At 66.3% G+C, this 12,520-nt stretch carries 18 protein-coding genes and 1 tRNA gene; 11 read left to right on the top strand and 8 right to left on the bottom strand.

Annotated elements, in window-relative coordinates:
* Positions 1-281: 281 nt before the first annotated feature.
* Both ACTMTI_RS06155 and ACTMTI_RS06160 read left to right on the top strand, forming a co-directional pair.
* Positions 282-635, top strand: a complete 354-nt coding sequence (locus ACTMTI_RS06155; RefSeq protein ID WP_441118665.1) for a hypothetical protein — start codon at positions 282-284, stop codon at positions 633-635.
* An 895-nt stretch (positions 636-1,530) separates the two neighbouring features.
* Positions 1,531-1,815, top strand: a complete 285-nt coding sequence (locus ACTMTI_RS06160) for a hypothetical protein (protein WP_441118861.1) — start codon at positions 1,531-1,533, stop codon at positions 1,813-1,815.
* A gap of 102 nt (positions 1,816-1,917) precedes the next feature.
* Here the strand turns inward: ACTMTI_RS06160 and ACTMTI_RS06165 are convergent, their stop codons facing one another.
* The 4 genes from ACTMTI_RS06165 to ACTMTI_RS06180 all read right to left on the bottom strand — a co-directional run bounded on the left by ACTMTI_RS06165 (position 1,918) and on the right by ACTMTI_RS06180 (position 4,383).
* Positions 1,918-2,574 (bottom strand): 4a-hydroxytetrahydrobiopterin dehydratase, encoded by a 657-nt coding sequence (locus ACTMTI_RS06165; RefSeq protein WP_441118667.1) that lies wholly within the window; start codon positions 2,572-2,574, stop codon positions 1,918-1,920.
* A gap of 217 nt (positions 2,575-2,791) precedes the next feature.
* On the bottom strand, positions 2,792-3,190 hold the full coding sequence (locus ACTMTI_RS06170) for a hypothetical protein (protein ID WP_441118668.1): 399 nt from the start codon (positions 3,188-3,190) through the stop codon (positions 2,792-2,794).
* A 155-nt stretch (positions 3,191-3,345) separates the two neighbouring features.
* Positions 3,346-3,924: a 2'-5' RNA ligase family protein gene (locus tag ACTMTI_RS06175; protein ID WP_441118670.1), complete on the bottom strand. Its 579-nt coding sequence runs from the start codon at positions 3,922-3,924 to the stop codon at positions 3,346-3,348.
* A gap of 15 nt (positions 3,925-3,939) precedes the next feature.
* Entirely contained in the window at positions 3,940-4,383 is a 444-nt protein-coding gene (locus ACTMTI_RS06180) for a hypothetical protein (RefSeq protein ID WP_441118671.1), read from the bottom strand.
* A 785-nt stretch (positions 4,384-5,168) separates the two neighbouring features.
* On the opposite strand from ACTMTI_RS06180, the gene ACTMTI_RS06185 reads away from it, so the two are divergent.
* The 3 genes from ACTMTI_RS06185 (at position 5,169) to ACTMTI_RS06195 (ending at position 6,281) form a co-directional block, all read left to right on the top strand.
* Entirely contained in the window at positions 5,169-5,363 is a 195-nt protein-coding gene (locus ACTMTI_RS06185) for a hypothetical protein (RefSeq protein ID WP_441118673.1), read from the top strand.
* A gap of 143 nt (positions 5,364-5,506) precedes the next feature.
* On the top strand, positions 5,507-5,869 hold the full coding sequence (locus ACTMTI_RS06190) for a DUF4189 domain-containing protein (RefSeq protein ID WP_441118855.1): 363 nt from the start codon (positions 5,507-5,509) through the stop codon (positions 5,867-5,869).
* 232 nt (positions 5,870-6,101) lie between these two features.
* Entirely contained in the window at positions 6,102-6,281 is a 180-nt protein-coding gene (locus tag ACTMTI_RS06195; RefSeq protein ID WP_441118674.1) for a hypothetical protein, read from the top strand.
* Here ACTMTI_RS06195 and ACTMTI_RS06200 read toward each other — a convergent pair.
* The gene (locus ACTMTI_RS06200; protein ID WP_397057548.1) at positions 6,271-6,714 is read right to left on the bottom strand and encodes an HIT family protein; all 444 of its coding nucleotides are present in this window, start codon (positions 6,712-6,714) and stop codon (positions 6,271-6,273) included. The two genes, ACTMTI_RS06195 and ACTMTI_RS06200, sit on opposite strands and share 11 nt — an antisense overlap.
* Before the next feature lie 161 nt (positions 6,715-6,875).
* Between ACTMTI_RS06200 and ACTMTI_RS06205 the strand changes: the two genes are divergently transcribed.
* Complete coding sequence (locus tag ACTMTI_RS06205; RefSeq protein ID WP_441118676.1) at positions 6,876-7,037, top strand: hypothetical protein; 162 nt, start codon at positions 6,876-6,878, stop codon at positions 7,035-7,037.
* Between the two features lie 56 nt (positions 7,038-7,093).
* Positions 7,094-7,693 carry a GNAT family N-acetyltransferase gene (locus ACTMTI_RS06210; protein WP_441118677.1) on the top strand — a complete coding sequence of 200 codons (600 nt, stop codon included), beginning with the start codon at positions 7,094-7,096 and terminating at the stop codon, positions 7,691-7,693.
* A gap of 190 nt (positions 7,694-7,883) precedes the next feature.
* Here the strand turns inward: ACTMTI_RS06210 and ACTMTI_RS06215 are convergent.
* A tRNA-Arg gene (locus ACTMTI_RS06215) sits at positions 7,884-7,956 on the bottom strand.
* Positions 7,957-8,253: 297 nt separating this feature from the next.
* Entirely contained in the window at positions 8,254-9,483 is a 1,230-nt protein-coding gene (locus tag ACTMTI_RS06220; protein WP_441118679.1) for an RNA-guided endonuclease InsQ/TnpB family protein, read from the bottom strand.
* 137 nt (positions 9,484-9,620) lie between these two features.
* On the opposite strand from ACTMTI_RS06220, the gene ACTMTI_RS06225 reads away from it, so the two are divergent.
* From ACTMTI_RS06225 to ACTMTI_RS06235, 3 genes are read left to right on the top strand one after another with little or no spacing between them, the layout of a single operon-like run.
* Positions 9,621-10,874, top strand: a complete 1,254-nt coding sequence (locus ACTMTI_RS06225) for a sensor histidine kinase (protein WP_441118681.1) — start codon at positions 9,621-9,623, stop codon at positions 10,872-10,874.
* A 40-nt stretch (positions 10,875-10,914) separates the two neighbouring features.
* Entirely contained in the window at positions 10,915-11,544 is a 630-nt protein-coding gene (locus tag ACTMTI_RS06230) for a response regulator (protein WP_441118683.1), read from the top strand.
* 18 nt (positions 11,545-11,562) lie between these two features.
* Positions 11,563-11,892 carry a hypothetical protein gene (locus tag ACTMTI_RS06235; protein ID WP_441118685.1) on the top strand — a complete coding sequence of 110 codons (330 nt, stop codon included), beginning with the start codon at positions 11,563-11,565 and terminating at the stop codon, positions 11,890-11,892.
* 66 nt (positions 11,893-11,958) lie between these two features.
* On the opposite strand, the gene ACTMTI_RS06240 is transcribed toward ACTMTI_RS06235, so the two are convergent.
* Complete coding sequence (locus ACTMTI_RS06240; protein WP_441118686.1) at positions 11,959-12,147, bottom strand: hypothetical protein; 189 nt, start codon at positions 12,145-12,147, stop codon at positions 11,959-11,961.
* Between the two features lie 93 nt (positions 12,148-12,240).
* On the opposite strand from ACTMTI_RS06240, the gene ACTMTI_RS06245 reads away from it, so the two are divergent.
* Positions 12,241-12,516: a hypothetical protein gene (locus tag ACTMTI_RS06245; RefSeq protein ID WP_441118687.1), complete on the top strand. Its 276-nt coding sequence runs from the start codon at positions 12,241-12,243 to the stop codon at positions 12,514-12,516.
* Positions 12,517-12,520 lie beyond the last annotated feature (4 nt).

A 12,520-nucleotide genomic window follows, 5' to 3' on the forward strand; every position in this document is an offset into this window, starting at 1 on the left:
TGGCCACGGGGATTCCACCATCGTCCATGGTCGTCCAGAGCGTGTTGTCAGCATCCACGTAAGCAAGATCGACGATCCGGCGGCACGGTCTTGACGCCTGAGCCGAAGGCCGGACTCTTCATCCGGTAGAGGTCTATCCTGACGATTACGCGATCCGGGACCTGCCGCCAGCAACACACGGACGCCGGCCACCTACATCAAGGCGTTCGACCTGCGATTCCAGGGTGGAAAGGGTTCAGCGGGATCGGTAGCGTGGAGACGTAACAGCTTGGAGGTCAACGATGTCCACCCCGCATCAAGACAGCGAGGCACTGATCCCTCGCCCTCCACTGACCACCGCTGCCCTCCGAGCGGCAGTTGCTCAGATCGCTCCGGCCTACCTCAGCCAGTTTGTTGACCACCTCGACCAGGCGACAGAGCAGGCGGCGCGGCAGAGCACCGTGGCACCTCTGCAGAACTTCTTGCAGCAATGGGGCGAGTTTGTGGCGATTCAGCGCTACCCTGCCCGAGCGGCCCGCCTGCACGCATTGGAGACGGAAGTCGCCACCGCCACCGACAGAGTCAAGTTGGACTCAGCCTTGGCCGAAATCACCGAGATCACGGCATCCGCGCGCCGAGAGGCCGTCGGTGAGTGACGCCTGGACCTGGGAGTACAACCCCGACGCAGATCATGTCATTGCTGTGCTCCCTCCGACCGTAATCCTTGAGGTTGAGCGGCTTGCCGGCCAACTCGCAGTCCTCGGGAGGGACGCGATCCGCGCAGGCAGAGGCCCACTGCATGGGGGAGGTCTTCGAACGCTGGATCTGTTCGGTGGCCGTGGATTCTTCAACTTCATCGTCGCGGAGCATTTGCGCCTTGTGCTGATCGTTCGCGTTACCTGGATAGATTGACGCGACCTCGCCTGCCCACGCCTCCACGAGACGGCCGCGGCTCTGGAATGCGTCCTCGCGGTCCATCCCCATCCACGATCGTCCAGGGATCTGCCGGATGGCATGCTCCTAGAACTCATAGGAGGGCCGCCGTATCCAATCGGGCCTGAAGGCGCTCCGGGGCCATCATCGGCCCTGCTGAGCCGCTGTGGCATAGAACCGTCTCCACACTTTCATTGCTGCGGCCAGTCTCTACTTCGACGACCACATCATTGACGTCACGCTGGACATTGAGGTTCATGCGCGTGAGGAACTGCGCGGCGCTCTCCGACGGATCTTCTCTTTCGGGCGGCCAGACGCATTCCCTCGTCGCCTGGAACTGTAGTTAGGGCACACGCGCGTTCCCATGCCTTGGTCTGCTTGGGTCTGCCTGGAGGTCAGCTCGCCGTACTCTGCCGCAGATCCTGCACTACGACTGAGCCGACCATGGGATGTCCTGCACACCACTCGCCATGCAGGGTCCACACCCTCAAGCGAAGGAGCGATTGCCGCGCCCGGAACGAAATACGAGCGGTCGAGCTCGTACGTCGCCAGCGTTCCGTCTCTTATGGGAGAGACGATCGCCCGCGGAGGGGCCAACGGCTGCGTACCGACCAACTCTTGGCGATAGCCGCGCCCCTCCGCCGGGCGCTGCAGGCGGCATCCGCTCAGACCATCACCGTGCCGGGCGAGCAGACGGCCGCCCTCCTGGTGGCCCAGCTCGCCTTGATCAGCATCCGGTGCCACCTCGACTCCCGAGCCTTCTACGAGCGCAAACGTGCCGAAGGCAAGCTGCACACCCAGGCCGTGCTGGCCCTGGCCAGGCGACGGGTCAACGTGCTGTGGGCACTCATCCGCGACCGGCGCTGCTACGCGGCAATCCCGCCACGTCCTCAAGCGGCATAGCGGTTCACCTTGTGTCGGCGTACGGGTTCCTGTGCGGAGCCGGCTACGACCGGCCAGATGACGCCCTTGTTCTGCTGCCAGGCCGCGGACAGGTGTCGGCTGCTACCAGCCACGGGCCTGCCAGGTACACAGGCAGGCTCGGTTGCCTTCGGGGTCGGCGAGTACCCAGAAGCTCGGCGCCTCCGCGTCGCTGACCAGCGTGCCGCCGGCGGCGAGCGCCGCGTCTATACGTGGCTGGACCTGCGCGGGATCCACCCACACGTCGAGATGCCAGCGCTGGCGGGGTTCCTCGCTGCCGGACGTCTGGAACCACACGGTCGGCAGAACGTCGGCTGGGTCGCGGAGTTCGTCGCCGATGTCGGGGCCGGACAGATGCTCCATCGCCAGCACCGCGGCCCAGAACGGCAGAATCGACTCTCCGGCCGGGGTGTCGAGGGCGAGCTCGAGCCGGGAGACGTTCGAGGACTCCAGCTGCGCCCCGGCGTCGGCCGCGATGGAGGAGATGATGCGGGCCAACCGGACATCGCGGTCTGTGACCGCGCGCTCGTCGTGGCTGGTCAAGCGAACGTCTACGTGGGTGTAGCGCAGGTTGAGGTCGGGATGATGGTTCATCTCCTCGGCTGCCGCGCCGATGGCGTTGACGACTGAGAGCCCGGTCGGGAAGTTCTTGGTGTGGATACGGGTCTGCAGGCCGCCGAGCAGGTACGCCCACCCGTCCAGCCCTTCGTCTGCGATCTGCTGTCCGGTCAGCTTGCTCATACGACATCCTTGCATGTCAGGCACCCGACGACGAGCCAGTCATGGATCTAGACGTTTACCCGTTCTCAGCTCCGCTCCCGAAGGAGTGCGCCGACACCTTGACAACTTCATTGAGAATCGTCACGGCCTCAGCGCAGTCGCTGTCGATTATCAGCTGAGTGACGCGACGAGGCCCGCGGTCGACGGCTGCACGAGCAGGCGTTGAACTGCCGCTACATCAGGCGCGGGATTCGCTGAACCAACGCCCAGCCGAGGGCAGGAGAAGCAAGACGACGACTGTCCAGGTGAGTACGCCATGGCCGAACACCGCTTCCCAAGTCACGGTGGAGAAGAGGGCCAGATCGAGGATGCCGGCGCCTAGCACCAGCAAATGCACGGCGATGATTACCCACCGTAAGTACTTTCGGCGGCTCGACCATCGGCTCAACAACCACCCGAAAAGGGCGGTGCTTCCTGCGGCGTAAAACAGGGCAGGCAGGATGCCCCAATCGAAGGTGGAGAAGGAGCCACCCAGCGTGGCCGCCCCCACCAAGCCGAAAGCCACTTCCAGGGTGACGATGAATCGAGTCGCTTTGAGAGTGCCTGGCATCGGGGGTGCCTTGACGGTGTTCGCCACAGCCCCATTCTGATGGACAACGCTAATCGCGCGCCGTGCGCACTTCCTCATAGGCTGCCCCACGCGCCCGGAGAGGCCGCACGCCCGCCCGGACCGCCCGGCCGCCCGCCGCCCAGCGGGCGGCGGCTTGAAGCCATATAGAAGGTTGTAACCACTCAGCCGCCGCCAGGCCCGCCACGCCTCCCCTTCCTCCATTCAGGTGCGCTGTCGGCTCCCATAGGTACGACCGTGTGGGTGTTCCAGCGGTACACCCATTCGGGCTCAAGGACTCGGTTCTGGACGATCAGTGCGACGCGATCGACGTACACTTTGACCGGCTCGGCTTCGACACCGCTCAGCGTCTCCACGTAGGGCTGAGCTGGTCCTGGCGTGTTGATGTAGGTCAGGCTCACTTGTGGACGGAACCCTTTGACTCGCTCAGCCGCTGTAGGCGCCGCGCCTGTCACTTCGGCGATGCCGTTCCTGATCTCGCCCCAGAATTCGTGCAGTGGCTCTCCTGGTGTGAGTGCCAGGACGACGGCTTCACCTATGACAGCGGGCCGATCGAAGGTGAGTTCCACCGGCGCGAGCTTGCCAGCCGTACGGCCACGGCCTGGGTGATCTGGTCTGATCCGTAGGGAAGGGCAGATGCCTCGCCGACCACGTCTGTCCCTGCTCAGGTAGTAGATACGGTCCGGTGGCGTGTGATCGTGTGAGACGGTGTTGCTGTACGCGACTGGTGTACACCACTTCACTGGACGCGACTCACTTCACCGGGTGAGCTTCACGGCAAATACCGGGAAGGTGTGCTCGACCTGCTCGTCCGGGCCGGCATCCTCCTCGGCGGCGACCTCTCGCAGATCAGTCCACGGCACCACACCCGGCAGTGCGTCCGCGGCCATCAGTGCGAGCACAGGTGAGGGACTGTCCACAGGCCGAAACCTGCCCCGGAACGGCAGATCATTCGGCTCGGCAGAGGCCGCCGAACACCGTAGCTGGCCGGCCTGCTCGTCGTACCAGGCATAGAACGTCACGGGCCCGGCGACATCAGCGAACCGCGCACCGAGCCGCTCACCGACCGCGACGAGAGCCTGCTCCACGGGCCCCGCGTCGAAGCTCTCCGGGGTGAAGCCGAACGTCATCAGATTGCCGCGAGCCTCCACGTTCACATTTCCCCGGTCGAGAACCAGTTCCTCATCCACGAAGGACAGCACAAGCCGCGCGAGACTTCCCGACACTCACCATCTCCGACCACCGACATGATCCCCGCACCAGAGCGACTCTCCCATGCTCCGGACCACCGGAGCTATCCACCAGATCAAGGCGATGCGTGCGGCTGCTTGTCCGCCGGCTGTGTGGACCGCAGGGGTGCCATCAGTTGGCGAATCCGTGGGGTCGTAAGTGCTCGATCGCGTCGGGCTGAGTTCGCGTCCACTGTGTGCAGACCGCCCAACGCACCGGGGTTCCGTCCTTCTCTTCGAGTAGCACGTCATGGTTACCGACTCCACCGCATGCCCCCGCTTCCCCGTGCGCGCTGCACCGGCCAGCGGCCCTGTCCGTGTCGTTGGGGAACCGATCCGGATCGTGGTCGCGAAAGATCTTGACGATGGTGGATTCCATCTATCCACGGTCCGCCGGGTGATGCTGTCCGTCTATGGGATAAGTGATCGCGACCGTCCGCATTTTCAGACGGAGCAATCAACCCGGCGCGGCTGATCGAGACCGTGGTCAGGAACGTGTGGATGGTAGCCACGGTGAGTCCGGGTGCGGGGACGTTGCTGGTGAGCGGCAGGCTCGGTCATCCGCGCGTCGCCGCACCGCTTAACCTGCATGGATGGAGTCTTCGGCAGGCGCATAGCTCGGGTTCCGCATAGGTTGCCGGCGCGTCGAGACTGGCCTTGGCGAAGCGGCCACTGGCCGAGCGCCGCTCGCTGTCGTCTCCTGCGTGACGTGGCGGGCATGCTGCCCTCGTTCGACTACGCGCCCAAACACTTCCGCCGTGCGCCCGTCCGAATGGGACGAGTGCAACAAGGCGTCCTTCCTGGAGGGCTACGCCAAGGGCGGTGGCTCGCTGGATGAGATCCTCCTGCGTGCCTTCGAGCTGTCCAACGCGGTCAACGAGGTCGGCTACGAGGCGCGCGATCGGCCCACCTGGCAACCCATCCCGCTGAAGTCCTTCACATCCCTCCCTTGATCATTTATCGGTTTAAGTGGTTTGCAAGTGGTACACAGCAGGCTCTCCTCATCAGCACAACGCTGCCGTCCGCTTGGATGGCACGAAGGGGAACCACCATGCAGTTTGGCAAGAAACTCACTGCCATCGCCGCTTGCGCCTTCATGGCGAGCGGGGTGCTGGCCACGGCGTCTCCCGCAGCAGCTGTTGCCGCTACGGCGGGGGAAAGTGCAGCACGTTACTATTACGGTGCCATCGCCGTGTCGCGGGACGGCCGTGTCGGCAGGTCCTGGGACTACAGAACAGCGGCTGCCGCCAGAAAGCGGGCAGTGAGGGAGTGCGGCCGCTCCAGCTGCAAAGTCCTCACCACATTCGTCAACGGTTGTGGCGCTGTCGCCTACAACTCCAGGAGAAACGTCTACTGGGGCGGCAGGGGGAGTACACCCGCCAGAGCGAAAAGGAACGCTATAGCCAACGCGGGCGGCGGCCGCTGGATCGCCTATCAATGCACCAAACGATACCGCTAGCCTCGATGAGTCAGCCGTGGCGATCATTGATCGTTTAACAGGTGCCGAGTTGCTGGAGATCGACGACTAGTTTCAGGCGCCCGAGTGCGCGTCGGCAGCTACGAATACGTGACCCTGCTCAAGAGCGCGTGCTTGTGGAGATAGATCAAGTGGGGCCATCCTTCGCGGGTGGCCCCACTGCTACGTCAGGATTGCGGAACGCCCGACAAGCCTGCTGCCGCGCAGTCCGGAGTTGAACGACATCGAGCGGGGCTGGCGCGCGGCGAAGTACGAGGACTACCCGCAGCGCGCCCAGACCGACGTCGATGCCATCGGCGAAGCTGTGGACCGGGCCATGACCCGGCAACGAGGTCGGATCCGAGGATCAGGACGAATGGACCATCTGCACGCGCGCCTGCTGGCTAGGGGTTGAGTGCAGCGCGCAGCCGCTCCGCGTAGGCACGGCGACGGTCGGCGGGGAGCCAGTCGGGCTGTGGGGGCGTGCCGTAGAGGTCGTCGCCGGGGTAGCGGGGGAAGAGGTGCTGGTGGAAGTGCCAGACATCTTGGTTGCCGGCGGGCTCGTTGTGCTGGCGGGTGGAGACACCCGCGCAGTCGTAGGCGGTGCGCATGGCGCGGGCGAGCATTCGGGTGGCGTCGAAGATCGCGTGGCCGTCGGCGGCGGGGAGGTCGTAGAGGTTCTCGTGATGGGCGACGGGGATGATCAGCAGATGTCCCGCGTTCCGCGGCCACCAGCGGGGGCAGATCATCGCGAAGACGCGCTCGTCGCGGTAGACCACGTCGGGTTCCCGGTCCGGGGTCAGGTGGCAGAACGGGCAGTGGTAGCCGGCGGGTTCATGGTTGTGCACCGGGCGCCTCCCTGGCTGGTTGTCGGCGTCCGTGGAGTCTAGTTTCGGCGAGGCTCGCTGCGGTTTGCGCCCTGAAGGGGTGTGGGGAACTTCGCGGGTGACCGGCCAGGACGACTCAAGCCACCATCCCCGGCAGCTCTCCATGATCGGCGCTGAGAGGCATGCTCCTCGTGCTCGGCCAGTGCTCCAGCACTTTCGAACTGTTCGCCTGGCCCCACCCCATCGCCGGGGCGCTGGCCCTGCTCTCCCAGGCCCGCCTGCCTGGCCGGGGCGGCCCCGGCACGACTCCGGCGCGGGAGCCTGCCCAGCCATACTCTCCTTGACGACCTGGTGCGTAATTGCCTCGCGCACGAGCCGCCCCGCGATCTACCCTCGCGGCATGACGTCACACGATGCGCCTGAAAGCTCCCGGATCGCTCCCGATGGTGCCGGGCTGGTGATCCGGCAAGAGACCGCTGACGATCACCGAGATGTGCGCGAGGTTCATACGCGCGCCTTCGGTGACAGCGAGCGGGTTCCCGGGCTCGTGGAGGCACTTCGCGTTGCGGAGGCTGCGTTGGCGCCGATGTCCTTCGTCGCTACCGTTGATGACCGGGTTGTGGGGCATGTCCTGCTGAGCGCGACGCGGGTGGACGCTCCGCGCCGGATCGTGGACGTCCTGTCCCTGTCACCGCTGGGCGTGGTCCCGGAGTTCCAGTGTCAGGGGATCGGTACTCAGCTCATCGCGTACGCCCTTGAGGCGGCCGACAGCCAGGGTGTGCCGTTGGTGTTTCTGGAGGGTTCGCCACGTTACTACGGCACGCGCGGCTTCGAGGGTGCCAGCGCGGTGGGCTTCCGTTCGCCGTCGCTGCGCATCCCTGAAGCCGCGTTCCAGGTCGCCCGGTTGTCCGCTCACGAGCCGTGGATGACGGGCACCTTCGTCTACTCAGAGGCCTTTTGGGCCTTTGACTGCGTCGGCCTGCGTGAACCCGAGGACTGAGGGGCTACCCGACTCGACCTGAACGCGCCTTCGGCGGGTTCGGCTTCATTCTGCGGAAGGCATCACAGGAGCAGTGGGAGTCACCGGGGAGCCACGGTGTTAGCAGAGGTGTTAGCAAGATCCCGAGATTGTTCTGACAAACACTAAGGCCCGCTCCCAGGTTTCCCTGGTAGCGGGCCTTTCGCATGTGCGCGGCCGAGAGGACTCGAACCCCTAACCTTCTGATCCGTAGTCAGATGCTCTATCCATTGAGCTACGGCCGCTCGCTGCGTAAGCAAGCATAGCGGGTTCTGAGGAGTGCCTCGACCCAGATACCGCGATCAAAAGTTCACCGGCTCGATCCTTCGCTACCAGGGGCGCGGCTGGTCGGTCAGGTCAAGGCGATCGAAAGAACCCTGAGCAGGCCCTGGATGGATCTCATGGGCGCGACGAGGATGTGGGGGCGTGTTGATCGGGCACGTCGGCTGCGGCAACAGGCCTGTGGATACATCGAAGTGTGTATCCACAGGCGGGTCCCTCGCAGGAGGGAAGCGGGGGCCGGAGGTGGTGGGATGGGGACGTCAACTACCACCGGCTGAAGCCGGTGGTTTGCTCTCACGGTCCCGTCTGGCTGAAGGGAGGCCGGTAGCGTGTGGCTGGTTGACAGCAGCCCAGCCCGCAGCGCCGCGTGCGGCGATGTTGCGGGCCGCGATGTGGTCGGCGTGCCCAGCGAGGCCACATCCGGTGCAGACGAACCGGCCCCGTGCCGGCCGATTCGCTCTGGAGACACACCCGCAGTCGGGACAGGCCTGCGAGGTGTGGGCCGGGTCGACCAGCATGAAGGCGACTCCGGCGCGTTCGGCCTTGTAGCGGGTGAACGCGATCTGCTGGGCGAGGGCCCAGTTGTGCAGGGTGCGCCGCTGGAGCCGGTGAGCCCTTACCCGCCCGCGGATGCCCTGCAACTCCTCCAGGGCGACCCCGCGGCCGGTGCGTTCGGCTTCGCGCACCACGTGTTTGCTGATTTGGTGGTTGAGGTGGGTCATCATCCGGTGCTCGCGCCCGGACAGGCGGCGCAGCACCCGCCGCGCCGCAGGAGTGCCCTTGGCCTGCAGGCGGCGGCGTTGGCGATGCCGCCGCTCCCGCAACGTGCGCACATGGCCGTTGCCGCCGATCGGCCCAGGCAGGGCGGGGCCGGGCAGCACCGCCCCGTCGGAGGTGACCGCCAGGTTGGCCACCCCTTGATCCACCCCCACAAAGCCGTTGACCGGCTCGCACACCGCCGGCTTGGGCAGGGTGACGGCGACCTGCAACAGCCACACCCCACGCCGGAAGATCAGATCGGCCTCGCCGATCGGCAGCGTGTCGACGGCCTTGAGGTCCTCTTCTCGGCCGGTGTACGGGACGGTGACGCGGCCGGTGGGGGTCCACAGCGACACGGTGCGGGCATCCCGGTTCCAGCTCATCAGCCGGGCGTCATAGGGAATGGCGCCGTGCGGGCGGAAGATGTGAGCACGCTTCTTGGTGGCGCGCCGGTTGGCGTAGGCCCCGGCGACCCGGGCGATGGCCCGCACGGCCGCTTGGGCGCCCAGCCCGGCCACCTGTGCGCGGACCGGATGGTAGGTGAGCCGGTGCAGTTCCAGCACGGTGAAGGTACGTTGCTGCCAGGACAGGCGGGAGACGACGGTGGCCGCCTGATTGGACACCAGCACCGCCGCGGCCAGGGCGTCGGCCTGGGCCAGGGTGGGTGCGAGCCGGAACTGCACCACCGAGGGCAGGCCTTGCCGCTTGGCGGCAGAGCGGCGGATCGCCATCGCGCACCTTCTGTCACTTCGGTCTCACTCACCGCGCATATTACTTACTGTTACCGAGCTTTTCCATACTGTTTTCGAAAGGAGGGGTGGCGTTTCGTCCCGGTCCTGAAGAACCGAGTCTCCGCGCCACAATTCAGATGAAGCGGGAGGTGTTAGGGGCCGGGGTGGCCTTCGCGGTCGGCGTGGTGCTGATCGCGGGCCGGGCTCACCTCGAGCGCGATGTGCCCGCGTGGGTGCTCGTCGTGCCGTTGGCGATCACCTGTGCGGCGGTGTTGGTACGGCAGCGGGCCCCACTCGTCTGCCTGGGGCTCGGGGTGATCGGGATCACCTTGGACGGGTTCGTGGGGCCGTCCCTGGGGACCGTTCTCGTGTTCACCGACAATCTCTACGCCGCCGCGCTCTACGGGCCGGCCGGGCTTGCTCGGGTGCTGCTCAGCGTCACCGCTGCGCTGGCGGTTGCCGGTGGGGCGGTGGCCGGGTTCATCGCGGCGGATTGGCGGATGCTGGCCGTGATGGGGGTGCAGGCCGCGTTGGTGCTGGTCACGCCCGTTACCACTGCTCTGGTCCTGCGGGAGCAGCGGGATCGGGCGGCGGTCGAGCGGGTGCGGGCCGAGCAGGTGGCCCATCTTGCGGAGCTCGATCGGCAGGCGGCCATCGCGGCCGAGCGTACGCGGATGGCTCGCGAGCTCCACGACATGATCGCCAATCACTTCAGCGCGATCGCCATCCAGTCCACGGCCGCGCTCTCTCGTAAGGATCTCGACCCGGCGACGGTGCGGAAGGTCATGGAATCCGTACGCGAGAACAGCGTGAAGGGGCTGGCCGAGATGCGGTCCATGATCGGGCTGTTGCGGCAGGAAGGGGATGAGCCCGAGGCGACTCGGCCGCGGCTGGCCGACGCCGAAACCTTGGTCGAGAGGGTACGGCGCGCGGGGCTGGTCGCGGAGTTCCGTGTCGAAGGGGAGGCTTGCGAGCTGCCCGCCTCGGTTGACCTGGCCGGCTATCGGATTCTGCAGGAGGCGCTCACCAACGCGCTCAAGCATGGGGACTCGCCGGTCGACGTCGTCGTCTCGTACGAGCCTGCGCAGGTTGTGGTGAGTGTCGAGAACGCGGTGAGCGAGCGCGGGGCGCGGTTGCCTGGGGCGGGGGCCGGGTTGATCGGCATGCGGGAGCGGGCCTCGCTGGTCGGGGGTTCGTTCGAGGCCGGGCCTCAGGGTTCCGTCGAGGCCGGGGGTCGAGAACTTCAAGCCGGACCTAGGGCGAGGGGCGGTGGCGGGTGGCGGGTGCTGGCCGTGCTGCCTACTTCCCCGTCCCCGTCCCCGTCTTTGACTCCCAAGGCTGCTGATGTGGATCGATCGGTCCCCGGACCGGTTGGCTCGCGTCGGCGATGAGGGTTACACGTACGGCGTTGCGAGTGCTGGAGGCAGGACGGTGACCATCAGGGTGCTGATAGCCGACGATCATGCGGCGGTCAGGGCAGGGATCGTGTTGATCCTCGACGGCGTGGCGGACATCGAGGTCGTCGGCGAGGCGGGTGATGGGGAGGAGGCCGTGGCCCTGGCCCGGGAGCTGCGGCCGGATGTGGTGTTGATGGACGTACGCATGCCGCGCCTCGACGGCATCTCCGCCACCAGGGAGCTGGCGGGGGTCAGCGATGTGCTGATCCTTACGACGTTCGACGTCGACGAGTACGTTTTCGGCGCCCTGAGGGCAGGCGCGGCCGGCTTCCTGCTGAAGAACACCGACGCCGACGCGCTCGTCGAGGCCGTGCGACTGGTGGCGCAAGGGGACGGGATGATCTCGCCCGGGGTCACGCGGAAGTTGATCGCGGCATTCGCCGAGCAGGCGCCGCGCAGAGGGCCGGAGGGTGATGTGGGGAGTTTGACACCTCGGGAGAGGGAGGTGCTGGCCTGCATCGGACGCGGGATGTCCAACGCCGACATCGCCAAGGAGCTGGACATGGCGGAGGCCACGACGAAGACGCATGTCAGCCGGGTGCTCAACAAGCTGGGACTGAAGAGCCGGGTGCAGGCGGCGATCTACTACTCTGAAGGCGCTTAGAGCCGTAATGTGAGCGGCGTGACCATGCCGCCCTCGCCACCGCCCTCCTCCGAGCCACCTCGCCAGACAGGGCTGATCATCGGGCTGGCCTGCACTTCGATCTTCGGCTATCTCGTCATCAATCTGGCCGTGGGTCTGGCCGTGGTCAGCCTGGAGACGACGACGGTGGCGATCGCGGTCGCGGCCGGATTCCTGGCACTGTTGGGCCTCGGCGCCGGGCTGACGCTCGTACTGCTGCGAAAGCCGTGGTCGGTGGGGGTGGGACTGGGGCTGATGATCGGGTGGACGCTGGCCTCGATCGTGTCGGCTGGATACTGCACGGGGCTCAATCCCGAGATGTACAGATGATGGACGCTTTGATCGGACGTCAATTGGCGGCTCCTAGTCTGACGACGACGACTTGGAGGTAGCCGATCAATGACCGCGCCACCACCGCAGGACCCGGGCAATCCCGAGCAGTTCCCTCCAAGGCAGGCAGGGCACGGGCAGCCGTCCCAGGGTGAGCCCGCACCTGGTCAGCAGCCGCCGTACGGTCAGCAGCCGCCGTACGGTCAGCAGCCGCCATACGGTCAGCAGCCGCCATACGCGCAGCAACCGCCACACGGCCCGGCGGGGTACAGGTATGGGGCCGGGTCAGGGTACGGGCCGCCGCCACCCCCGCCCACCGGCAATTCCACAGGCCTGCTCATCGGCCTGATGTGCGCCGGCCTGGCCCTCTACAGCGTCATCAACGCCATCGTCGGCTTCTTCATCTTCGTAGCCGCCATGGACGCCAACGGCGCCGGCACCGCCTACGTAGCGGTCGGCGCCGCGGTGCTCGTTCTCATCGGCCTGGGCGCCGGCATCGGCCTGCTGTTCATACGCCAATCCTGGTCCAAGGGCCTGGGCCTCGGTCTCATGATCGGATGGGCGCTCTGGTCGATCCTGTCCGCCGGTCTCTGCACCGGCCTCAACCCGGGCCTGTACGGCTGACACC

Source organism: Nonomuraea sp. H19 (genome assembly GCF_052068215.1).
GTDB lineage: Bacteria > Actinomycetota > Actinomycetes > Streptosporangiales > Streptosporangiaceae > Nonomuraea.